The organism is Sphingobium lactosutens, from assembly GCF_013393185.1.
Lineage (GTDB): Bacteria > Pseudomonadota > Alphaproteobacteria > Sphingomonadales > Sphingomonadaceae > Sphingobium > Sphingobium lactosutens_A.
The window spans coordinates 76,257-97,988 of record NZ_QJQX01000085.1; the positions used below are offsets into that span (position 1 = coordinate 76,257).

Consider the following 21,732-nt stretch of genomic DNA (forward strand, 5'->3'; position numbering starts at 1 on the left):
GCTCAGGGCAATTCCGGCATCGCATCCGGATCAAGCTTCAGATCGATCAAAATGGGCCGGTCGCGGGTCTCGATCGCGGCCAGCGCCCGCTCAAGATCCGCGAAGGTTTCTACAGTAAAGCCCTGCCCGCCCAGTGCATCGGCGACCTTGGCGAAGTCCGGCCATTCGAACATCGACAGAGCCGGGTCCATATTCTTGTTGCGGAACTGGATATGCTCCGCGCCATAGGCACCGTCATTGCAGATGATGGTGACGATATCGAGCTTGTGGCGCACCGCCGTGTTGAATTCGGCAAGGCCACCCAGCACGAAGCCACCGTCGCCCGTCACATGCAGCACCGGCACATTCGGCCTGGCAAGCGCCGCGCCGATGGCATGGCCCATGCCAAGGCCGATCGAACCGAAGGCGAGAGTGATGACGAACTGCCGTGGATCGGGCACCCGCAGATTCTTCCACGGCTCGGTCAGGAAACGCCCGCCATCGGTCACGAGCACCCGGTCGCGGGGAAAAGCCTGCTCCAGCCGCTGGACGACCCGCGGCATGTCGATCCGTTCCGACGCATCGGGGGTGCGCAGCCCTTCCCAGGGCGAGGCCGTCTCAAGCCGATCGGCCAGCGCCTGGTCGCGCGCGCCCGCGCCCGGAATTTCCGCCTCGTCCAGCCAATTGCGGAACAGATCAGCGGTCAGGGCCGCGTCGCCAACCACGCCTGCGTCAGGTGTCATATAGCGGCCGATCTGAGCCGGATCGCTATCGACCTGCACGAAGCGCTTGCCCTTCTGGAAAGCGCCACGCGACAGCGTGTAGGGATTGATGCTCGCACCGAAACCGATGATGCAGTCCGCCTCGATCAGCGTGTCAACGGCGACCGGCTGGCTGAGCGTGCCGCAGATGCCAAGATCGAACGGTTCGCCCCGGAAAAGATCCTTGGCCTGCAAGGTCGTCGCCAGCGGCGCTTCGAGTCGTTCGGCAAGGCGGATGAGCGCCGCCCGCGCCTCCGCATCGATCGCGCCGCGTCCGGCAAGTACCACAGGACGGCGCGCGGCGGCGATGATGCCGATGGCATTGTCCAGATCCTCGCTCTCGGGCACCAACCCGCGCGTGTGCGGCGCCCGGTAGGGCCGCGCTTCATATTCGGTGTCATCCCACTGGAATTCGACCGGGATGTTGAGCGCGATCGGCCGCCGCTCGGTCAAGGCGCGGCGGAAACAGGTCGCGACATCCTCGGCGATGGTGCGGGGGGAGCGAAGTTGCTCGAAACCCGCGCCGGTCGCCAATATATGGTCGCGCTGACCGGTATTCTGGAAATTCTCGCGATCCTCAACCGGCGTATCGCCGCACAGCAGCAGCATCGGCACCCGCGCCTTCACCCCATGGACGAGAGCGGTCAGCGTGTTGGTGACCGCCGCGCCATGGGTCACGGACACGACACCCAGCCGACCACTGACATTGGTATAACCTAGCCCCATCAGCGTCGCGCCCGCTTCATTGGCGGAGGAAATGAAGCGCCCGCCGCAATCGCGGATGAAGCTGTCGACCATGTAGAGATTGGCATCGCCGATCAGGCCGAAAAGCGTTTCCACCCCATTGTCGCTGAGCGCGCGAGCGATGGCCGCGTGCACCTTCATGATGCTCATTGTCTGTCCTCTTCCTTTGTATCAAGCCACCACGGCCGCGCCCGACGCCAGATGCCGCGCCGCGAGATAGGCATAGGTCATGCCGGGCCCCAATGTGCCGCCCGCGCCTGCATAGCCGCCCGACACGACGTTCAGGCAGTCATTGCCCGCCGCATAGAGGCCGGGAATAGGATCGCCATTCCCGTCAAGGGCGCGCGCGTCGGCATCGACCCTGATGCCCGAAAAGGTGCCGATGTCGCCGGGGAATACCTTCACCGCATAATAGGGGCCGGTCTCCAGCGGTGCGAGATTGGGATTGGGCTTGTGATCCGGGTCGCCCTGCGATTGGTCATAGGCATTGGCGCCGCGATGGAAATCGGGATCATTGCCCTGGCGCGCATGGGCGTTGAACCGTTCGACCGTCCTGACCAGCTCGGCCGGGTCCAGCCCGGCTTGCCGGGCAAGGTCCGCAAGCGTGTCGCCCCGCAGGATATAGCCCGACCGGACATGGTGCCCCCCCGGAATTGGCGCGGGCTTCATGAAACCCATGCCATATTTGCGCACGGCCGCATGATCCGCGATGAGGTAGCAATAGGTATCCTGCATCCGCGCGCAGGCGTGCACCAGCGCGGGCACGAAATGATGATAGGGCTGCGATTCATTGGTGAAACGCCTGGCATCGGGCGTCACGGCGATGAAGCCGGGCTTTTGCCGATCCACGATATGCTGCCAGTTGGCCCGCGGGCCCGTGCGCCCCGGAATGAGCGAGACGGGCATCCACGCGGCCGGCTGGACGACATCGGTGTCGACGCTGCCGCCCGCGCTTTCGGCGAGACGCGCGCCGTCGCCGGTGTTGCCGGGCGGTGCCATGGGAATATGGGTCCGCCCGGCGGCGCGGTGCGGATAGAGCTTTTCCGTCCTCTCCCCATCATGCGGGAACCCGCCCGAAGCCAGCACGACACCGCGCCGGACAAGAACGAGGACGCGCCGCCCTTCATGCTGGACGACCGCTCCGACCACCCTGCCATCCTTGCGGACCAACTCCCACACCGGGGAGGACAGCCACATCGGCAGATCAAGGTCCATCGCCGTACGCATCAACCGCGCGATCAGCGCCCGTCCGCGCACCACGGGCTCTGGCCGGCCATAGCGCAGCACGTCGCAGATCACCTTGCCGAATTTGCGGATGACGAACAGGAAGCCGCTGAGCGACCGGCCTGCGGTCATCAGCGCGCGCATCTCGACATTGGAACCGACGGCGAGGCCCAGGAAATCCTGCTGCGTCAGGCCCCTGCGCAGCCTGGTCCGCATCTTGCCGAGGCGTGAGGGATTATAATCCTTCGTCCCAATGGAACGGATGGTCGAAGCGCCCGGATAGTCCTGATGATAGTCTGGATAGGGCATCGGATAGAATTCGACCTCGGTTTCCCGCTCCAGAAATTCGACAAGTTCCGGGCCGGTATCGAGGAAGGCGTCCACGCGTGCCGCGTTGAAATGGTTGCCGGCCTCCGCCTGGATGTAACTGCGGGCGGCTTCACGGCTGTCTGGCCCCAGCGTCTTTGAATGGCGGTTGCCGGGAATCCAGAGGACGCCGCCTGAAAAAGCCGTCGTGCCGCCAAGGACATCCTCCTTCTCCACCAGCAGAACCTCCAGCCCCGCCTTCTTGCTGACGATGGCAGCGGTGAAGCCGGCGGCGCCGCTGCCGACGACCAGAACATCAACGGTCATCTGCGAGGGTTGCGTCTTGCCCGTCATTGGTCGCGCTCCTCCTCTATCGCTCACTCTTTTCGCGCGCTGTCCGCCATCGAACGCGCATCCTGGCCGCCTATGGTACTGCCGGTGGTCAATTGCGCATGGGCGTGGGCGAGATGGTGGGCATGGAAACTCGCGTCCATCGCGGCGCGCTTGCCCATCAGGTCCTCCGCCTGGTTGAACACCTGCTTGGCAAGGGTGACGCCAAACGGCGGCAGCGTGGCGAGCCGTTCGGCGATCGCTCCTGCTTCGCTTTCCAGATCGTCCCGCTCCACAACGCGATTGACCATGCCCAACTCATAAGCCCGCTGCGCAGTCATACGATCGCCAAGGAAGAGGAATTCGCGCGCCACACGAGGATGCATTTCAAAGGCGTGGGCGAAATATTCGACGCCCGGTATCCCCATGCGCAGAACCGGATCGGAGAAATACGCATCGCGCGAGGCGACGATAAGGTCGCACACCCAGGCGAGCATCAGGCCGCCGGCAATGCAGGCTCCATGCACGGCAGCGATGGTGGGCTTGGGAATTTCGCGCCAGCGCCGGCAGAGGCCGAGATAGAGTTCCTGCTCCCGGACATAAGCTTTGGCCGCACCGTCCAACTGGGAATGATCGCCCCATAGGGATTTCCGCGCCTTGACCGGCAAATCCGCATCACGCCCCGGCGAGCCGATATCATGTCCCGAAGAAAAATGCTTGCCCTTGCCATGCAGGACGATCGCTCGCACCTCCGCATCGTCCACCGCGCGGGCAAACGCCGCGTCTAGCGCGTAGAGCAACTGCCCATTCTGGCTATTCGCAAAGCTCGGGCGGTTAAACGCGATCCAGGCGGTCGTGCCACGCCGTTCGTAAAGGATGGGTTCGTCAGTTTCGTAGACAGGCATAGCCTTCAACTCCCCTGCTTTTCCCAAGGGCGCGGACGCGGCTTGCCGGTCGCGGCAATCGCGGCCGCGTCGACCTCGGCGGCAGATGGATTGCCGCGCAGGGTCAGCCCGCCATTCACCTGGAGATTCTGGCCGCTCATGAAGCAGCCATCGGTAGCCAGCCAGGCAACCGCATCAGCGATGTCGTCGGCCGTGCCCGCACGGCCCAGCGGATAATGTTTCTCGTAGGCTTCCCAGACGCCCGGAATAGCTTTCGCCCCCGCGCCCATCGGCGTGGCTGTTATACCGGGCGACACGGAATTGGCGCGGATGCCCAGATGCCCATATTCATTGGCAATGCAGCGGACCACATGATCGATGCCTGCCTTGGTTCCCATGTAAGCAGTATGGTTTTCCAGCATGATCGTCGCCGTCGCCGAACTGATCTGGATAAGCGAACTGCCCCGCCGCATCATCGGCAGCATCGCCTGGAAGAATTGGAAGGGACCGATGAACTGGAGCTCGGTCATGCGGCGCAGTTCGGCGTCGGTCGTCAGCGCAAAAGGCTTGAGCAGCCCCCAGCCGGTGGCGTTGACGAGGATGTCGAGGCCGCCAAAGCGCTCCTTCGCAATGTCCGCCAAGGCCGCCAGCGAGGATTGGCTGGTGATGTCGCAGGTGGCGGGAAGGCCCCCAATCTCCTGCGCAAACCGATCTAGCTCGGCCATGTCGCGGCCCGCCACGATCATCGTCGCACCATCCTTCGCCAGGCGCCGGGCGATGACCTGCGCCATATTGTCGCGGGTCCCAGCGCCGATGATGAGCCCCGTCTTGCCCTGCAACGCCTGTGTCATATGTCTGCGCCTTCGCCTCGATGATCTTTGAAGTTCTTATGCAACGGACCGGTCCTGCCCCGCCCAATAGGGTTCACGCAGCGTCCGACGCAGCACCTTGCCCGACGGATTACGCGGCAGCGCGTCTATGAAATCCACGGTCTTGGGCACCTTGTACCCAGCGATCGTACGGCGCGCCCAGGCTCGGATGGACTCCGCATCCGTATCGGCACCGGGACGCAGCACGACAATAGCCTTGACAGCCTCGCCCCAAAGCGGATCGGGGACGCCGATCACGGCGACCTCGGCCACATCGGGGTGGCCGTGGATGGCGTTCTCCACCTCGGCCGGGAACACATTTTCCCCGCCGCTCACGATCATGTCCTTGATCCGGTCGCGCAGGAACAGATAGCCATCCGCGTCGAGATAGCCCGCATCGCCCGAGCGGAAGAAACCCTCAGCGTCGAATGCCTCGGCGGTCGCTTCGGGGAGGTTCCAGTAGCCGGTCATCGCCGTGGGCGAGCGAATGACTATTTCGCCGCTTTCGCCCGCATCCAGGCGTTTGCCGTCAGGATCGACGATCGCGATCTCTACGCCCGCGAGCGCCCGTCCAGCCGACGCCATGCGCACATTGCCCGCCGCCTCATGATCCTCCGGCGGCAGGACGCAGATCGTTCCGCACATCTCGGTCATCCCATATTGCTGGACGAAGCCGCATTGGAAGATGTCGATCGCTTCACGCAGGACTTCGAGCGGCATGGGGGACGCACCATAGACGATGGTGCGTATACGAGCATAGTCCACGTCCCGCACGCGCGGATGACGCATGATGAGCTGCAGGGCGGCGGGGACGGTGAACAACTTGCTCAAACCCTGGTTCTCGATCGCATCCAGCACGAGATCTGGGCTGAACTCCTCGGCAACCAGGCCAGTCGCCCCCGCGCACAATGTCTGAAGGCCGAAACCCGTGCCGCCGATGTGAAATTGCGGCATCACGATCAGGCTCACATCGTCCTGTGTCCAGCGATTCCACTCAGGCTGAGCCTCTTCGGGCAGTGAGCGGAAGGCCAGCAGCGCGCGCTGGCTGAGCAACGCGCCCTTGGGACGGCCGGTCGTGCCCGATGTATACATCTGAACGGCAACCGCTTCAGGATCTCGCTCGTCCGCACCCTCTCCACTCTGCGTACCAGCCGCACACCAGGCATCATAGGATGTTGCCTCGTCAGCGCCGTCGACCACGATAACGCGCGGACGCTGCTTCATCCGCGCGGCCAGTTGAAGGATGTCGTTAGCATGGTCGGCGGTTGTGAAGATCAGACGACAGCCGGCGTCCTCCAAAATCCACTGCACTTCCTGCATAGCGAGCCGCCAGTTAACCGGCGTCAGCGTGATCCCCGCCCGCGCCGCACCCAATAATATTTCATAAAATCTGTCGCTGTTCTTGCCGAGATAAGCGATACGATCGCCGGCAACATGTCCCGCCGCCCGCAGGGCGAATGCCACATCGGCGCTCCGCGCCGCCAATGCTGTATAGCTGGTATGCCGGTCCTTGAAACGCAGCGCAGTCTTGTCACCGTGGATGCGCGCCTGGGCGATGATCATGTCCACTAGGCAAGTGAAGTTCGGCTGAGGAAGCATGTTATCGAGCGGCAAATCCAGTCTCCCTCCAGGCGGCCATGACCGTCATTATCCTCACCTCATCAAAAATACGCAACGCGTCCGCATTTTCATATAAACCCAAAAGCTGGAAGCGGACCAGAGCGATTCGCACTATCAGCGCGAAAAAATAATGCGCGCTATACATAGGCCATTTACGAAGGGAGATGAAGCGGTGAACACAGCCACCACATGGGATCACAATGGGATGGAAACGGTCCCGTTGATGCTCGGAGGCAATGTTTTTGGGTGGACAGCCGACCGGGCCACGAGTTTTGCTGTCCTCGATTGCTTTGCCGCAGGCGGCGGAACATTGATCGACACGGCTGACTATTATGCCGCATGGGTACCGGGCAATCGCGGTGGCGAGTCGGAACGGATGATCGGCGAGTGGTTGAAAAGCAGCGGTCGACGCGACCGGATGGTCATCGCCACCAAAGTCGGGCTGCTAGAAGGCCCGGCAGGAAACGGCCTTACCGCAGCCCGGATCATCGAAGCAGCGGAGGATTCGCTGCGCCGGCTGCAAACCGACGTCATCGACATCTATTTCGCGCATAAGGATGACGCGGAAACGCCGCTGGAGGAATCTCTTGCCGCGTTCGACACGCTCATCCGGCAGGGCAAGGTGCGCGCGATCGGCGCGTCCAACTTCACCGCCGAACGAACCAGGGAGGCGCTGGAGCTTGCCGAGGCCAACGGGTTGCCTCGCTTCGAGATGATCGAGCCCAACTATAACCTCGTCGTGAGGCAAGTGTACGAAGGCGCGCTTCAGCAACTGGCGCTCGCGGAAGGGCTGAAGGCAGTGCCTTTTTACGGGCTTGGCGGCGGTTACCTCACGGGGAAGTATCGCCGGATGGAGGATATAGCCGGAAGCCCGCGCGAGACGTGGCTGCGCCCCTATCTGGAAGGCGAAGGTCCAGCCGTATTGGCCGTCATGGACGAGATCGCGGCGGAAACGAGGCGCTCCCTGCCGGATATCGCGCTCGCCTGGGTGCGCGAAAAGCCCGGTGTGCTCGCCCCCATCGCCAGCGCGACAAGTGTCGAGCAGATGGAGGCGCTTCTTGCCGGGATGGAGTTCCGCCTAACCGACGAGCAAATAGCCCTGCTGGACAAGGCCGTATCGCGCTGAAGCAAGCATCATCCCCGCCAGGCGCGGGGATGATGCTTCAGGCGGAGTCGTACGCCGCCAGCCAGGCTTCGGTTCGTTCCCGCAAATGCCTCGCCCGCTCCACCGGATCGGGATAGGCGTCGCGCAGGGCCCTGGATCGCAATTCCACACTCAGCGGAAGGCCTGCCGGCAGATGTCGCAAAAATTGCTCGAGCGGCAGGACGCCTTGCCCCGGCATCATACGCCCGTCGAGCGCCTCTTCCCGAATAGCCGCGAAATCCGACCGCTGTGGTGCGTCCGGCCCAGCGTCGCAAATCTGGGCATAGTGGAAAAGCGCAGGTGGAAAGGACGCGATGTCTTCTGGCGCGCCGCGTGAGCGCGACAGATGTAGCGCGTCTATTAGCACATGGCCGTTCGGCCGCCCTGCCTTGGTGACAATGGCGGCGGCGTCCGCCAAACGATGCACGGCCGAAAAATAGCCAAATTCTAGAGATACGGGCAAGCCGCCGGGCGCGGCCCTGTTACAGATCGCGGCAAATTTGTCCGCGGTCGCATGAGGATCGGGATCGGAACTGACCACTAGTAGATTGAGCGCCTTCAACGCCAGCGCGATATCCACCAGCTCGAGCAGCAGCGTTTCGGTCTCGCCGGGGCGTATCCAAAGCACTTCGGCGTCGAGCACGATCAAGCCCAGCTCCTCGATCCGCTGCGACAGCGCAGCTACGCGCCCGGCGTCCCATGCCTGTCCATCGATGCGCAGGCCGACGGCGGGAAAGCCAGCGGCAGCTCCCGCTTCCACTACCATTTCAGGCGAGGAGTCCGGCAGGACGCCGGCCGCCAGGGATATCAGTCGCATCCGCATCCTCATTTCCGAATGTCACGGCATTCCCAAAAAGGCTAAAGCCTCCGGGATGCAGCCGTTCAAGCAGCAGCATCCCGGAGGCTCTTAAACTCCTTTAAAACTCGAAGCGGAAGCCCGCCCGAATGGTCGTGCCGATCACGTCATACAGGAAGGGGTTCGTGCCCGCCGCCTGAGTGTTGGACGCGTCCAGCTGCACCACGACCGGCGGGTCCTGGTTGAGCAGGTTGTCGACTGCCAGGAAGAACTCGCTCTTGGGCGCGATGGAGTTGGTCTTGATGCCGAGATAAGCATCGAGATAGAAGATTGCGGGTACAGTCCGCTTGTCGATGACCGTCGGCCCCCAATTGTCATCGAACACCGCTGATCCGATCAGGCGCCCCCGCAACTGCGCCGTGAAGGCGCTGCTGTCATAGGTCGCGCTTGCCGTTGCTCGCCAGTGTGGCACACCTTCCGCCGCGCCCACATTGTTGCTGACTTCACCGGCACGGGTGATGACGGAGGTGGGCAAGACGATGTCTAGCTTGTCGACATAGTTTGCGAGCACCCGCACGTCGAACGTGCCATCCGCGATCGGCATGGTGTACGACACTTCGATGTCAACGCCGCGCGCCCGCTCCTGCAGAGCGTTGAACGGCTGAAGACTGATCGCCGTGATTACATTGGCGCTGTTGCGCGTGATCGCCGTGCAGAACTGCGCGTCGCCGGCAAAGCATCGGTCGACGATGAACTGCGCGGAATTGGTCGCGATCGCTTCCTTGATCTTGATGTCATAATAATCGATCGAGGCGCGGAAGCCGCGCAGGAAGGACGGACGCAGCACGATGCCTGCCGTCAGCGTATCCGCATTTTCAGGCGTCAGGTTCGTGTTGCCGCTGACCGTCGCGAACGCGCGGATCGGCGTGTTGCCGTTGACCGGATCGTTGACCAGGGTATTGACGGTGGACCCTGCCTGGAACAGCTCCTGCAGATTGGGCGCGCGAATGTCGCGCGACCGCGTAAGGCGCAGTTCGACGCCGTCGATCGGTTCGTAACGGAAGCCCGCCTTCCACGTCTTCACTGATCCGCTCACGCTATAGTCGGTCAAGCGACCAGCGACGTTAAGGTCGAGGGAGCGACCAAAGGCGCTATCCTTGAACACCGGCACGCCGAGTTCGCCATAGACTTCTTTGACGTTGATCTTGCCGTCGAAGGCCTTGAAATTGCCCGCCCAAAAGCCCGTGCGCTGGGAAATCGGGTCTGCGGTCGCATGCGCCTTTTCCGAGCGATATTCCGCACCTGCGGCGAAGCTGACTGGCCCAGCCGGCAGCTCGAACAGATTGCCTGCAAGGTTCGCGGCCGCGACATGCTGTTCATAGCGAATGTCCTGCGCGGACACGCCGATGACGTTGTTCAATACCGCAGGGCTTAGCGCCTGCGACCCAAAGGGATTCATCGGGACGCAGCCGTTGGTCGGGTTGGTCAGGGTGGAGCGGCAGATCGGCTGAGAAGGATTGACTGGGTTGGCGACCGCATCGATCGCCAACAGATATTGGTCCGGACGCGGCATGTCGGTCGCTCGGATTTTCGAATCTACCCTGCCATATTGATAATATGCGCTCCATTTCCAGTCGCCGCCGAAGCTGCCGTCGAGACCCACCAGGCCACGATAGCTCTTGCGACGGTTGCCAACACCGATTACGCCCATCTTCGTATTCTGGACGTTGAGCGGAAGCGTTGTTAGGCCGTTGGCGATCATCGCCGATCGCACCTCTTCCGGCAGGTAGAAGTTGTCGAGTGCCACCGGAGCGAAGCTGGCGCCGCTGCGGCCGTAGTTGGCGCCGCGGGTGTGAGCCTTCGACGTGGCGTAAGACCCTTCGACATACGCATTGATGTTGTCAGTCAGGTCATAGGACGCCCGAGCATAGATCGACTTTTGTGTCGTTGGAACGCTAGACTGAGTGAATGGCGACTGGTCATACAAGCGGTCAAACACCGCCTTGTCGCCGAAGTAGAATGTGCCGTTGCCCGTCCTATTCGCCAGCGGGAAATCCGTGCCAGCCAGATTTCCGTTGGGATCAAAATAATATCCAGCAAGGGGCCCGCTTGCCACCAAGCCGGTTTCATTCAGGAACTGCGCAGTCCAGGGCGCGGCTAGGAAGGTGGTCTCGCCAGGCTGACCCGCCAGCGGGTTGTTCACGATCTTATAGGCCTTGAACCAGTCGCGGCTGCCATAAGTCGCAGATCCGTTGCGGGTATATTGGCCGCTAACGAGGAAATGTCCCTTTCCATCTGCGAAAGCCTTGCCGTAGCTGAGGCTGCCGGTCAGGTTGCTAGCGTCGCCCTCGGTAGAGATGCCGGACTGAAAATTGCCCTTCAGCCCTTCATAGTCGGTATCGAGCACGAAGTTCACCACGCCCGCCACCGCATCCGAGCCCCACGCGGCGGACGCGCCGCCCGTCACGATGTCGACGCGCTTGACTAGCGCGTTCGGAAGCGTGTTCACGTCGACAGCGCCGGTCAGGGTGGTCGGCGTCACGCGCTTGCCATTCATCAGCACCAGGGTGCGGGACACACCCAGGTTGCGCAGGTTGAGCAAATTGGCGCCGGCGAGGCCGTTACCGATCAGGGCTTTGTTGGTGCGTGGCGTATTGCTGCCCGACAATGCCGGGATCTGATTGACGAAGTCGGAAATTGTTGCCGGAGCCGCACGTTGGATCTGTTCAGCCGTTACCACGCTGACTGGCGTAGGCGCATCGAAGCCCGCATTCTGCAGACGCGTACCTGTCACGACGATGTCGCCGGTCGTTACCGGTTCCTGCGCGGCTTGCGACGCCGCCGGTTGCGCCGTTGTTTCCTGCGCCACGGCTGTTGCGGGCAAGGCTGCCCACATCGCCAACATGGAAACCGCCGCCATCGATTCGTAGCGCCTGATCTGACTCATCCTTATTCCTCCCCGCGGGTTCAAGCACACACGGCTTGATTGTCCAATGGATAACGTGTGTCACTTTCTTAATAGCAGGCCAAGCGGCTTGCAACATCTAAAGCGCGCCAATTTCTGGCGTGTGATATTTTTAGCGCGCTAATGGGGGAAGTGCAGCTTTATTCGGGAGATCAGCCTTGCGTTGCAGCTAGGGATTGCAGGAAATGATCCCGTGTTATACTTTCCGTCCGATCACAAAGAAACGGGAGAGTTGCGGGTGGCTGATCGCTGGGACTATATCATTGTGGGTGCAGGTTCGGCGGGCTGCGTTCTTGCCGAACGGCTCTCCGCCGACGGTCGCCACAAAATCCTGCTGCTCGAAGCAGGCGGCGATGACAGCAATCCGCTAATCCACATGCCCAAGGGGATCGGCAAGCTTGCGCTCAATCCGCGCCATGCCTGGCACTATCAGGTCGATCAGCGGCGGCTGCCCGATGTTCCGTCGACCGAAAGTTGGGTCCGCGGCAAGGGGCTGGGTGGTTCGTCCTCGATCAACGGCATGATCTATGTGCGGGGGCAGCCCGAAGACTATGACGAATGGGCGCGGCGCGGCGCGACCGGCTGGGGCTGGTCGGAAATGAAGGAAGCTTTCCAGGCGATCGAGGACCATGAACTGGGCTCCGGCGAGGGCCGAGGCGTTGGCGGTCCATTGCACATCAGCAGCGGCACCTACCGCTACCCGCTGGCCGAAGCGATGATCCGCGCTGGCGAGCAGATGGGGCTGCGCCGGAAGGAGGACCTTAATACCGAAGACCAGGAAGGCATCGGCTATTATTCGCACAACATCAAGAATGGCCGCCGGCAAAGCGCCTCCGTCGCCTTCCTGCGCCCGGCGCGCAAGCGGGACAACGTTCGCGTCATCACCAACGTACGCGTCGACCGCATCTTGTTCGACGGCGAGCGGGCGACAGGCGTCGAAGCGACCGTCAGCGGCCAACCAACGCGGTTCGATGTGTCCGGCGAAGTCATATTGGCGGCTGGGGCAGTCGTGTCGCCGATGATCCTGCAACGGTCGGGCGTCGGCCCGGGAGCCGTGCTTTCCGCCGCCGGGGTCGACGTGCTGGCGGACCGCGCTGCCATAGGCCGACACATGCGCGACCATCTGGGCATATCACTCCCTCACCGTCTGCGCGGCGCGGCGGGCAATAATCGCGAGTTCAGGGGCCTTGGCCTCATCAAGAATGTGCTGCGCTATTATCTGACCCACACTGGGCCCATGGCAACGGGTCCTTATGAGGTCGGCGCCTTCGTGCGCAGCCATGCGGACGCGCCGCGCCCGGACCTCCAGATTTTCTGGAGCGCCTTCACCTTCAAGCGGGTCACGAACGCCAACGTGCCGGTTCAACTTTCCGCCGTGGATGACGAGCCGGGCATGACCATTTACGGCCAGATGGTTGGGCTGACATCCGAAGGATCGGTGGAGATCAGTGCCGCCGATCCGGACGCGCCGCCCGTCATCAAGCCCAATTGGCTGACCACGCCGGAAGATGTGCAAACGGGCGTTGCATCCGTCCGCTACATGCGCCGCATCCTCCAACAGGGCGCGATCGCCCCCTATGTGGGCGAAGAATTGTTGCCTGGCCGATCCTATCAAAGCGACGCCGAAATCGAGAAGGCGCTGCGCCTGTTCGGGCGCTGCGGCACGCATGCGACGGGATCGTGCGGCATGGGCGGCCCCGATGCGGCGCTTGACCCGGAACTGCGCGTGCGCGGCGTCGACGGGGTGCGGGTTGTCGATTGCTCGTCCATGCCAGCGCTCATTTCGGGCAACACCAACGGTCCGGCGATGGCGCTGGGCTGGCGCGCGGCCAAGATCATCCAGCGGGGCCGGAACTAAAAGCGGTCGCGCGTCGGCACTGACTGGTCATGGAAAAGGGCGCTGCATCGACATGATGCAGCGCCCTTTGACTTTCGGGAGAAGCTGAGGGCTAGAACTGGACCCGCTTCGTATATCCGCCGTCCACCACCAGGTTCGCACCAGTCGTGTTGGACGATGCGGGACTGGCGATGAACACCACGCTGCGCGCCACTTCCTCGGCCGTGCCGAAGCGGCCCGTAACCATCTTCGCGGCTGTCGCGTCAAAGAGTTCCGGACGCGCGGCCTTGATCTTTTCCCAGTTGCCGCCGGGGAAGGAAATCGGCCCCGGCGATACGACATTGACGCGAATACCTTTAGGACCAAGTGCTTGGGACTGCTGCTTGGCATAGGTGATGAGCGCCGCCTTCAGGGCGTTGAAAGCATTGGCCGACAGGAAGGTTTCCAGTGCGGCGGTAGATGACATCAGCACCACCGACGCGGCATCGGACTTTTCCAGATAAGGCTCCAGCGCTTCGAACGCCGCGACCGCACCCATGATGTCGAGTTGAAGCGTGGCGTTCCAGTCGCTGCCGACGCCTGCGCCGGATGCGCTGACATTATGGACGAAGATGTCGACACCGCCCAGATCCTTCGCCGCCTTGTCCAGCCACGCCTTATAAGCTTCGATGTCATCCAGTGTGAAGGCGCTGCCGAACACCCGGCCGCCATGGCTTTCCAGATGTTTCGCGGTTTCCGCGACCTGATCGGCATCGCGGGAAAAGAAGGCCACGTCGCACCCTTCTTCCGCGAAAAGATCAAGCGCGGCACGGCCCAGGCCACGGCTGCCGCCCGTCAGAATGACCTTCTTGCCCTTCAACCCCAGGTCCATAGCCTCTTCTCCATCCTTGTTCGTCGTTCATGACTATTGGTGCAGCGATACTCCCCGGCAGGCTAACCGTCAATAAACTATAGCGCGTAATATAATGTTGCCCGGAGCCGCAGAGGACATTGCATTCCAACACGCGTTATACTAGCTAAGTCATGAGAAACGAACAGCGGGGATGATCATGGCGACGATGCGCGCAATCAAAGTTCGGGGGGGCACAGGAGCCGCAAGCGCGTTGTTTGAGGATCAGGTGGCAATGCCGGCGGCGGGTCCAGGTGAAATCCTCATCAAGGTCGCTGCCAGCGGCGTCAATCGCCCCGACATTTCCCAGCGCGAAGGCAACTACCCCCCTCCTCCCGGCGCATCGACCATCATCGGACTGGAAGTGGCAGGGGAGGTCGCGGCTCTGGGCGAAGGCGCGCAGAGATGGTCGATCGGCGATCGCGTGACGGCGCTGCTCCCCGGCGGCGGCTACGCGGAATATGCCGTAGTGGACAGCCGCCACGCCCTGCCCGTTCCCGACGGCATGAGCTGCGAGCAGGCGGCGGGCCTGCCGGAAACTGTCTTCACCGTTTGGACGAACCTGTTCGAACGGGGTCGCCTGGCTGCCGGAGAAACAGCGCTGATCCATGGCGGTAATAGCGGCATCGGCGTCACGGCGATCCAGATGGCCAAGGCGGCAGGGGCGCGCGTAATCGCGACATGCAGGGGGAAGGCTAAAACTGCCAAGGCGCTGGAAGTCGGCGCGGACATCGCGATCGATGTTCTGGAAGAAGATTTCGCAGCCGTTGTGACCGAAGCGGGTGGGGCCGACGTCGTGCTGGATATTGCAGGCGGTTCCTATTTCGAAGGAAATATCGCCGCGCTGAAACCCGACGGCCGCTTGGCGCAGATCGCCCTCCTCGACGGAGGCAAGGTCTCGCTCGACCTGACGCCCTTGCTTTTCAAGCGCTTGACCATCACCGGTTCGACCCTCAGGGCTCGCCCCGCCGATGAAAAGGCGCGGCTTGCGCGGGCGATCGAAGAACATGTTTGGCCTTGGGTCCGCACAGGTCAGGTCAGTCCGCCCATTGACCGTACCTTCCTCCTGGCGCAGGCAGGCGACGCGCACGAATATCTGGAATCGGGCAGTCAGTTCGGCAAGATCGTCCTCGTGCCATGAGTCAGCGCGCGGTCCTGTTTTCCCCTGCGGGCCCGCCGCGAAACCGGCTTCAGGGGTAGAGTGAGTGACGATGTTAAACGGCGAAAAACTGGCCCCTCACCCTGAAAAGCAGCTCGTCTATTCGAGCACGATGATCCATGAGCGGCGGCAGCGCATCCTGCACGAAACGCGCAAGATGATCGCCGAGGATGGGTTGGAAGGGTTCAGCATCCGCACTCTCTGCCGCCGGGCGGATGTCGCCCAGCGCACCTTGTACAACGCCTTTCACAGCAAGGACCGGCTGATCGCGCTGGCGATCCGGGAAACCTATGAAGGCGTCAACAGCTACATCCGTTATCGCACCTCTGCCGAAACGCTCGAAGGCATCGTGGATCGCCTGATTTCGGTCAACGGACGCAATCTCAAGGCACGCAATTACACGCAGGCGGTCACGTCTATCTATTTTTCGGCCAACACCAGCGAGGATGTCTGGAACGCTCTGCGTGAAATGGTTTATCTCAATCTGCGGCAATGGCTGAACCGGGTGGAGCGCGACGGCGAACTTCAGCCCTGGGCCAATCTGCAGGAAGTGGCGGAGAATTTCGCCAACATCGAATATGCGGTCATCAACGACTGGGCGCGGGGCCGCATTTCCGATGAAGATTATGTACGCCGGCTGATCCGGGCCGTCCTGTCATTCGCCGCCGGGGTCACGCGCGGAGCAACGCAGGCACAGGCCAACCAGATGCTGGAGGATATCACCCGGAAGGGTGAGCTCCCCGAATTTCCCAAGCCAGTCCTGACGCAGCCGCGGGATGAAGAGGGCCAGGAAAGCGCATGACGCGTTAGCGCAAGGAGAGCGCCGTTCCGATGATCCACATGCTGTCCACCATCCACGTCCGCCCCGGCAAGACGCCCGCCCTGTTGGACTTGCTGCGCGACCGGATCGTGCCGATCCTGGAGGGCAAGGCGGGATGGAAGCTGCTGGGCTGTTATGAACAGCGGGTGGGCCGGCTGAATACCCTGGTCGACCTATGGGAGTTACGGGATTACAACCACTTCACCGCCGCTTTTGCCGCCTACAAGGAAGATCCTGACTATCCGGCAATCCGGCTCGCGATAGACGAATGCGTCGAGCAGGAGACGCTCACCTTCATGGACAGGCGGCTGTGACCGGATCGGCCGCCTTCGTGCCGCTGCTGCCCGAAGGCGAACTGGCCGTCGGTCAGATCAGGGCATTCACCGTCAACGGGTGGCCCGTCATCGTCACCCGATCGGCAACGGGGCTTCGCGCCTTGCTCAACCGGTGCAGCCATGCCGCGACGGCGTTGGAAGGAGGCCGGGTGCGCCGCGACTTCATCATCTGCCCACTGCATGGAGCGCAGTTCGACCTGGCGACCGGGGCCTGCCTGTCCCCCACCCGCTATCCGACGATCCGCACCTTTCCCTTGGCCGTCGCGGGCGGGATGATCGCGGTGCAGGTGCCCGACACCCAGCCAACCGCCGAAGAACTGCCGATCCCTACCATCGGTTAGGTTCAGGCTGACCAGTCCTGTCGCGATGCCCATTCGCGCATGGTTTCCAGCCGCATCGGAATACGGTCCAGCATCGCTTCGACATTGACCTGAAAGGGCCGTGTCGGCGCCTCGTTATTATAGACGTAGAAGTCGCGGATCTCCGCCGCCATGGTGGCGCGCGTCTCTGCGCTGGCGGTCGGGGCCAAGGCGTCGGCCAGAGTGCTGCCGAACTGCTCAGGCGTTGCGAGATCGTAGCGGATCGGTCGACCCATCGCCTCGCTCAATATGTCCGCTACCTGGCGTGGGCTGAGCGCTTCCGGCCCACCGATGTTCATCCAGGCCCCTTCCATATCCGCCCGGTCGAGCGAGGCGATCATGATCCGCGCGACATCGTCAGGCTGATCCAGTTCGCCCGCATGTGCGGCGCGTGAGGATAATGAAACCGTCCCTCCTCCACAATGAATCGGCGCGCGAAACCGCTCAGCAAATTGTCCATGAACAGCACCCCGCCGAATATGGTCGCAGGCACGCCCGTGCGAAACAATATGTTGATCGCAATTGTGTTGTCGCCATAGACGAAAGGGTCGCCTGGACGCTCCGGGATCCATGTCGCGGTGTTCCAGACCAGCCGCTTCACGCCAACTGCCTGCGCTGCCCGCCCGATATGGCCGATCATGCGCGGTCGTTCCAGCCGATGCGAAACTGGCGTATTGGCGAAGACGGCATCGCTTCCTGCGAATGCCGCTGTCAGGCTTTGCTCATCGAAAATATCTGCTTGTCGCCACTCCCATCGGGATGTCTCGACCGGGTTTCGAGACACGATCCGCACGTCGTAACCAGCCGCCTCCAATTGCCGGACCTGCGCCGACCCTTGATCGCCGCTGCCGCCCAGCACCGATACCAGCGCCATTTCAGTCGACCGCCAGATAGCGGTCGATCGTTCGATGCAGGTGCCTAATGCGCGACTCCTGATAGTTGCCGAGCGTCTGTCCTGCCTTTTTCGAAGCATGGAAGCCGCGATATTGCTGGACCAGGTTGTTGGTGTCCTGATCGAAGGTCGCCCCCAGCCATCCCTCCATGCCCGGCACGTCGCGATAGCTTTGCTCCGCCGAAATGCGGATCGGCGCGGCGGGCTCGCGATAGTCTTCACCCGGCGGCAGCGGGCGCAGGAAAAGGATGTCGAACAGGGTGCGCCCCACATCCATGCCGATCGGCCGGAAACGATAGACCATCGGCAGCGACACACCCGGGAACATGCACATGTTCGGGAACAGATGATATTCGATCGAATCCAGCATTTCGCTGTCGGAATAGTTCGACAGGTCGACGCCCCATTCGTTTGACAGCGCCTCTCTCCGCCAACTCGCCGCGACCTTCCGCGCGGTGCTACCTTCCGGGACAATCGTGCCGGGCGGCAGGTGCATCTTGTCTGCTATGTCCTGCTCGCTCATTTCCACCGGATAATGGGGGCTGGGGATGCCGTGCGTGTGGACGAAACGGGAAACATTTTCACCAAAGATATCATATTGAGCATTGGCGTCTCCTGCATAGGGCAGGTTCTGCGTGTGCGTTTCCATGACATGATAGGCCTCCAGAAACGCTTCCTGTGCGGCCTTCCAGTTAGTCGGCAATTCCTTTTGCACATGAATGGCGACATAGCGCTTCTCCAGCGCCCAGCCATCCTTCAGGTGGTCGGGCAGGATGCCCAAATAGTCGGCGAGCGGCGGTGCATTCTCGTCCATGTTGACGAAAACAAAGCCGCCCCACACGTCTACCTTCGCCTGCGGCAGGCTGTAATTCTCATCCTTCACATGGGGAAAGTCCCAGCGGCAGGGAATAGACTTCAATCCTCCTTCAATAGTCCAGGTCCAGCCATGATAGGGGCAGCGCAGTTCCGTCGCGAAGCCGGCGCTGTCGGAAGGACGCAACTGCGTGCCACGATGCAGACAGGCATTGTGGAAGGCGCGCAGCACATCGTCATCGCCCCGCATGATGAGCAAAGAATGGGGGCCGATATCATAGGTCACATAGTCCCCCGCTTCGCGCACTTCTTCGACACGGCATGCCCATTGCCAGACGCGCGGCCATAATTTGCGCATCTCCAGTTCGAAAAATTCTCGCGAGGTGTAACGATCGAAGGCAATGTCCTCATCGCCCTGAAATTCGTAGGACTCGGTCAGCAGCGCAGGCGGCACATCGCACCCGTCGGCCAGGATCAGGTCGCGCGTGCTGGGGCCGGGGCAGCGATGCTCGCCGGGTTTCAAGTCGAGCGTTTCCATATAAGGCTCCTTGTCCCAAGTGGCGCCGACTGCCGCCGCGCTCACCTGTCAAATACAGGCCAGTCGGATTGTTTTATGCCCCTTGGCCCGGCCGGGGTCAAGTGAACAGCAGGCTGGCACTCGGATCCTGCTCTCTTCTACCGCCGCGCAGCGCCTCGGGCGTGCGGTCGAACCAAGCGTCCGAAGCCGCATCCGTTCGAGTCCAGTCGACAACCTCACGGCGCTGCGAGATGCGCCAGATGCCGTCGCGGCAGGTGTAGCGATCAAGATAGCGCCCGGCGATCAGCAGGTCGTCGCCGCCCGCCTCCGCAATACGCCGGTGCCAGGCCAGAAAGTAGATTTCGCCATGCCCCTCCGCCCCATCGACGACGATGTGCATCTGGCCGATCATATGGTGGGTCGCGGCATAGCGCTCCGCCAGAAGTTGTTGGGCGAAAGCCACGAAATCGGCGCCTGATCCTGTAAAAAAGCCATAATCGACGGTCGCGTCGTCATGGAAGGCGGAGCGTTGCAGCGCCGCGTTCAGCCTGTCTTGCCCGCGCATGTAGCGGAACAGGCAATCCTCGATCTGTTGGCGGGCCAGAAGTCCGGCGATCTTCTCCTCGTCCATCCTTCCTCCTTGCGAACCGCAATCTTTGGGTCTAGCTCTGACAAAAATGATAACGCGGGATAGTTTCAAGGAGAGCGGCTCGGTGTCAAGCGGGAAATCATCCACGGCCGGCCGCATCAAAGCGCCCAATTACGTGCTCGCGCTGCTGTTCGCTGCCTATGTGCTGAACTTCCTCGACCGCCAACTACTCACCTTGCTGCTGAACGACATCAAGCGGGACCTGGGCCTTTCCGACCAGCAGCTCGGGCTTGCCAGCGGGACTTCCTTCGCCCTTCTCTACGTTATCGCCAGCGTTCCGGTGGCGCATCTGGCGGACCGCTGGAACCGGCTGCGCCTGCTCGCCATCTGCATCGCGCTCTGGAGCGTGATGACGGCGGCCTGTGGCGCGGTCCGCACCTTTCCGCAACTGTTGCTGGCGCGCATGGGTGTCGCGATCGGCGAGTCGGGCGGAATGCCCGCGTCCCTCTCCCTGATCGCCGATCTTTTCCCCCGATCAGTGCGGGCGACCAAGCTCGGCATCTATTTCGCGGCGGCGGCGGTCGGCACGATGCTGTCCTATGTCGTGGGCGGCTATGCCAATGTCCTGCTGGGCTGGCGCATGACCTTCTTCCTCTTCGCCGCGCCGGGCATCATCCTGGCGCTGCTGATCCATTTCACGACGAGCGAGCCGCCGCGCGGCCTGTATGACGAGGTGGCGGACGCCCCGGCGGACACGTCCTTGTGGCGGGCGCTGGGACGGCTCTGGGCCATGCCTTTGTTTCGGTGGCTGTGTCTTGCCTATGCCGGGGCCAATTTCTCGATGTACAGCCTGATCAGCTGGGTGCCCGCGCTGGCGCTGCGCGTGTTCGAACTTGATACCGCGACAGTGGGACTCGTGCTGGGTGTGTTGACCGGCTTTGTGGTCGGCATGGCCCAGATCATGGCGGGGATGATCGCCGACCGGCTCGCCCGCCGCAGCGCCGCGGCCCCCCTCTACCTCGTCGCGTTGACGACTGCTGCGATCGCGGTCCTCATTCCCCTGTGCCTGTTCGCGCCAACCTTCGCAGGCCTCGCGATCGGGTTTACGGCCTGCTACGCGCTCGGCGGCATCTATTCGACCCCCAGCATCGCCGCGCTCCAGGCGCAATTGCCGCCTGACTTGCGCGCCAAGGCGGCGGCGATCCTGTTCATGCTCGGCACCTTGGCGGGCCTTGGCATCGGCCCCGCCGTGGTGGGTGCGCTCAGCGACCATTTCGCGCCGACGCATGGAGGCGGCAGCTTGCGCTATGCCCTTCTGATCCTCTCCCCGGTCGCGCTGCTCACCGCCCTGCTCTTTTTCATGGCGGGCCTGCGCCTGCGCAAGGAGGCCCTCGCTCATGACTGACGAACTGCTTCAGCGCCTCGCTGCGCATCAGGAAATCACGACCCTGCTCCACCGCTATGCGCGGGGCATCGACCGCTGCGATGAGGCAACCCTGCTTTCCGTCTGGGCGGAGAGTGCGGAGGCAAACTATGGATCGGGCTGGGAGGATGCGCGCGATTGGTGCCGGGGAGTGCTGGGGCGGCTGCGCTCCATGACCGCGACCATGCATGCGCTTTCCAACATCATCATCGATATAGAGGGCGATCGGGCGAGTGCCGAGACCTATTGCCAGGCCTATCATCTCTTGCCCGGCCCGCAGCGCATGATCGTGGGCGGCCGCTATCTCGACGCGCTGAAGCGCACTCCGCAAGGATGGAAAATCCATCGCCGCCGCTATGTCATGGATTGGAACGAGACCGAGCCCTCCAAGGCGATTTTCGGGCAGGGAGTGTTCGCCCGGTTCACCACGCTGGGCGGACGCCATCCCGATGACCCGCTCTACCAAACGGAATGAAC

The 21,732-nt window shown here is 62.5% G+C and carries 20 protein-coding genes; 8 read left to right on the plus strand and 12 right to left on the minus strand.

Features of this window, described 5'->3' with window-relative positions; all coding sequences use genetic code 11:
* Positions 1 to 2 precede the first annotated feature (2 nt).
* From DM806_RS26435 to DM806_RS26455, 5 genes are read right to left on the minus strand one after another with little or no spacing between them, the layout of a single operon-like run.
* Entirely contained in the window at positions 3 to 1,634 is a 1,632-nt protein-coding gene (locus DM806_RS26435; RefSeq protein ID WP_179046125.1) for a thiamine pyrophosphate-binding protein, read from the minus strand.
* Positions 1,635 to 1,655: 21 nt separating this feature from the next.
* Entirely contained in the window at positions 1,656 to 3,368 is a 1,713-nt protein-coding gene (locus DM806_RS26440) for an FAD-dependent oxidoreductase (protein WP_179046126.1), read from the minus strand.
* A gap of 23 nt (positions 3,369 to 3,391) precedes the next feature.
* Positions 3,392 to 4,249, minus strand: a complete 858-nt coding sequence (locus DM806_RS26445; RefSeq protein ID WP_179046127.1) for an enoyl-CoA hydratase — start codon at positions 4,247 to 4,249, stop codon at positions 3,392 to 3,394.
* Positions 4,250 to 4,254: 5 nt separating this feature from the next.
* On the minus strand, positions 4,255 to 5,079 hold the full coding sequence (locus DM806_RS26450) for an SDR family oxidoreductase (RefSeq protein ID WP_179046128.1): 825 nt from the start codon (positions 5,077 to 5,079) through the stop codon (positions 4,255 to 4,257).
* 36 nt (positions 5,080 to 5,115) lie between these two features.
* On the minus strand, positions 5,116 to 6,711 hold the full coding sequence (locus tag DM806_RS26455; RefSeq protein ID WP_218647675.1) for a fatty acid--CoA ligase: 1,596 nt from the start codon (positions 6,709 to 6,711) through the stop codon (positions 5,116 to 5,118).
* 229 nt (positions 6,712 to 6,940) lie between these two features.
* Between DM806_RS26455 and DM806_RS26460 the strand changes: the two genes are divergently transcribed.
* Positions 6,941 to 7,843: an aldo/keto reductase gene (locus tag DM806_RS26460; RefSeq protein ID WP_372859819.1), complete on the plus strand. Its 903-nt coding sequence runs from the start codon at positions 6,941 to 6,943 to the stop codon at positions 7,841 to 7,843.
* Positions 7,844 to 7,880: 37 nt separating this feature from the next.
* Here DM806_RS26460 and DM806_RS26465 read toward each other — a convergent pair whose 3' ends face one another.
* Together DM806_RS26465 and DM806_RS26470 are read right to left on the minus strand one after the other, a co-directional pair.
* Positions 7,881 to 8,678, minus strand: coding sequence for a sugar phosphate isomerase/epimerase family protein (locus DM806_RS26465; RefSeq protein WP_179046129.1), 798 nt, complete (start codon positions 8,676 to 8,678; stop codon positions 7,881 to 7,883).
* A gap of 100 nt (positions 8,679 to 8,778) precedes the next feature.
* Positions 8,779 to 11,604, minus strand: a complete 2,826-nt coding sequence (locus DM806_RS26470; RefSeq protein ID WP_179046130.1) for a TonB-dependent receptor domain-containing protein — start codon at positions 11,602 to 11,604, stop codon at positions 8,779 to 8,781.
* 256 nt (positions 11,605 to 11,860) lie between these two features.
* Here DM806_RS26470 and DM806_RS26475 point away from each other — a divergent pair, with 256 nt between their 5' ends.
* Complete coding sequence (locus DM806_RS26475) at positions 11,861 to 13,480, plus strand: GMC family oxidoreductase (protein ID WP_179046131.1); 1,620 nt, start codon at positions 11,861 to 11,863, stop codon at positions 13,478 to 13,480.
* 91 nt (positions 13,481 to 13,571) lie between these two features.
* On the opposite strand, the gene DM806_RS26480 is transcribed toward DM806_RS26475, so the two are convergent.
* Positions 13,572 to 14,330, minus strand: coding sequence for an SDR family NAD(P)-dependent oxidoreductase (locus DM806_RS26480; protein ID WP_179046132.1), 759 nt, complete (start codon positions 14,328 to 14,330; stop codon positions 13,572 to 13,574).
* A 187-nt stretch (positions 14,331 to 14,517) separates the two neighbouring features.
* Between DM806_RS26480 and DM806_RS26485 the strand changes: the two genes are divergently transcribed.
* From DM806_RS26485 to DM806_RS26500, 4 genes are all read left to right on the plus strand, one after another.
* Positions 14,518 to 15,489, plus strand: a complete 972-nt coding sequence (locus tag DM806_RS26485) for an NAD(P)H-quinone oxidoreductase (RefSeq protein WP_179046211.1) — start codon at positions 14,518 to 14,520, stop codon at positions 15,487 to 15,489.
* 70 nt (positions 15,490 to 15,559) lie between these two features.
* A complete protein-coding gene (locus DM806_RS26490; RefSeq protein ID WP_256869537.1) occupies positions 15,560 to 16,309 on the plus strand; it encodes a TetR/AcrR family transcriptional regulator in 750 nt (249 codons plus the stop codon).
* Between the two features lie 29 nt (positions 16,310 to 16,338).
* Positions 16,339 to 16,641: an NIPSNAP family protein gene (locus DM806_RS26495; protein ID WP_179046134.1), complete on the plus strand. Its 303-nt coding sequence runs from the start codon at positions 16,339 to 16,341 to the stop codon at positions 16,639 to 16,641.
* Positions 16,638 to 17,003, plus strand: coding sequence for a Rieske (2Fe-2S) protein (locus tag DM806_RS26500; RefSeq protein ID WP_179046135.1), 366 nt, complete (start codon positions 16,638 to 16,640; stop codon positions 17,001 to 17,003). The genes DM806_RS26495 and DM806_RS26500 overlap by 4 nt, the downstream gene beginning before the upstream one ends.
* A gap of 2 nt (positions 17,004 to 17,005) precedes the next feature.
* On the opposite strand, the gene DM806_RS26505 is transcribed toward DM806_RS26500, so the two are convergent.
* From DM806_RS26505 to DM806_RS26520, 4 genes are all read right to left on the minus strand, one after another.
* The gene (locus tag DM806_RS26505; RefSeq protein ID WP_179046136.1) at positions 17,006 to 17,362 is read right to left on the minus strand and encodes a hypothetical protein; all 357 of its coding nucleotides are present in this window, start codon (positions 17,360 to 17,362) and stop codon (positions 17,006 to 17,008) included.
* Positions 17,359 to 17,895: an SDR family oxidoreductase gene (locus DM806_RS26510; RefSeq protein WP_179046137.1), complete on the minus strand. Its 537-nt coding sequence runs from the start codon at positions 17,893 to 17,895 to the stop codon at positions 17,359 to 17,361. The genes DM806_RS26505 and DM806_RS26510 overlap by 4 nt, the downstream gene beginning before the upstream one ends.
* Before the next feature lies 1 nt (position 17,896).
* Entirely contained in the window at positions 17,897 to 19,264 is a 1,368-nt protein-coding gene (locus DM806_RS26515) for an aromatic ring-hydroxylating dioxygenase subunit alpha (RefSeq protein ID WP_179046138.1), read from the minus strand.
* A gap of 97 nt (positions 19,265 to 19,361) precedes the next feature.
* Positions 19,362 to 19,874 carry a nuclear transport factor 2 family protein gene (locus tag DM806_RS26520; protein WP_179046139.1) on the minus strand — a complete coding sequence of 171 codons (513 nt, stop codon included), beginning with the start codon at positions 19,872 to 19,874 and terminating at the stop codon, positions 19,362 to 19,364.
* A gap of 82 nt (positions 19,875 to 19,956) precedes the next feature.
* Here DM806_RS26520 and DM806_RS26525 point away from each other — a divergent pair, with 82 nt between their 5' ends.
* Together DM806_RS26525 and DM806_RS26530 are read left to right on the plus strand one after the other, a co-directional pair.
* A complete protein-coding gene (locus DM806_RS26525; RefSeq protein WP_179046140.1) occupies positions 19,957 to 21,237 on the plus strand; it encodes a spinster family MFS transporter in 1,281 nt (426 codons plus the stop codon).
* Entirely contained in the window at positions 21,230 to 21,730 is a 501-nt protein-coding gene (locus DM806_RS26530) for a nuclear transport factor 2 family protein (RefSeq protein WP_179046141.1), read from the plus strand. The genes DM806_RS26525 and DM806_RS26530 overlap by 8 nt, the downstream gene beginning before the upstream one ends.
* The last annotated feature ends 2 nt before the right edge of the window (positions 21,731 to 21,732 follow it).

Bases quoted from the DNA above. Each gene is read 5' to 3' on its own strand.
- DM806_RS26470 (WP_179046130.1), bottom strand. From the start codon at position 11,604: ATGAGTCAGATCAGGCGCTACGAATCGATGGCGGCGGTTTCCATGTTG.
- DM806_RS26515 (WP_179046138.1), bottom strand. From the start codon at position 19,264: ATGGAAACGCTCGACTTGAAACCCGGCGAGCATCGCTGCCCCGGCCCC.
- DM806_RS26505 (WP_179046136.1), bottom strand. From the start codon at position 17,362: ATGATCGCCTCGCTCGACCGGGCGGATATGGAAGGGGCCTGGATGAAC.
- DM806_RS26530 (WP_179046141.1), top strand. From the start codon at position 21,230: ATGACTGACGAACTGCTTCAGCGCCTCGCTGCGCATCAGGAAATCACG.
- DM806_RS26460 (WP_372859819.1), top strand. From the start codon at position 6,941: ATGCTCGGAGGCAATGTTTTTGGGTGGACAGCCGACCGGGCCACGAGT.
- DM806_RS26495 (WP_179046134.1), top strand. From the start codon at position 16,339: ATGATCCACATGCTGTCCACCATCCACGTCCGCCCCGGCAAGACGCCC.
- DM806_RS26490 (WP_256869537.1), top strand. From the start codon at position 15,560: ATGTTAAACGGCGAAAAACTGGCCCCTCACCCTGAAAAGCAGCTCGTC.
- DM806_RS26450 (WP_179046128.1), bottom strand. From the start codon at position 5,079: ATGACACAGGCGTTGCAGGGCAAGACGGGGCTCATCATCGGCGCTGGG.
- DM806_RS26485 (WP_179046211.1), top strand. From the start codon at position 14,518: ATGCGCGCAATCAAAGTTCGGGGGGGCACAGGAGCCGCAAGCGCGTTG.
- DM806_RS26480 (WP_179046132.1), bottom strand. From the start codon at position 14,330: ATGGACCTGGGGTTGAAGGGCAAGAAGGTCATTCTGACGGGCGGCAGC.
- DM806_RS26435 (WP_179046125.1), bottom strand. From the start codon at position 1,634: ATGAGCATCATGAAGGTGCACGCGGCCATCGCTCGCGCGCTCAGCGAC.
- DM806_RS26440 (WP_179046126.1), bottom strand. From the start codon at position 3,368: ATGACGGGCAAGACGCAACCCTCGCAGATGACCGTTGATGTTCTGGTC.
- DM806_RS26520 (WP_179046139.1), bottom strand. From the start codon at position 19,874: ATGGACGAGGAGAAGATCGCCGGACTTCTGGCCCGCCAACAGATCGAG.
- DM806_RS26445 (WP_179046127.1), bottom strand. From the start codon at position 4,249: ATGCCTGTCTACGAAACTGACGAACCCATCCTTTACGAACGGCGTGGC.
- DM806_RS26465 (WP_179046129.1), bottom strand. From the start codon at position 8,678: ATGCGACTGATATCCCTGGCGGCCGGCGTCCTGCCGGACTCCTCGCCT.
- DM806_RS26510 (WP_179046137.1), bottom strand. From the start codon at position 17,895: ATGGCGCTGGTATCGGTGCTGGGCGGCAGCGGCGATCAAGGGTCGGCG.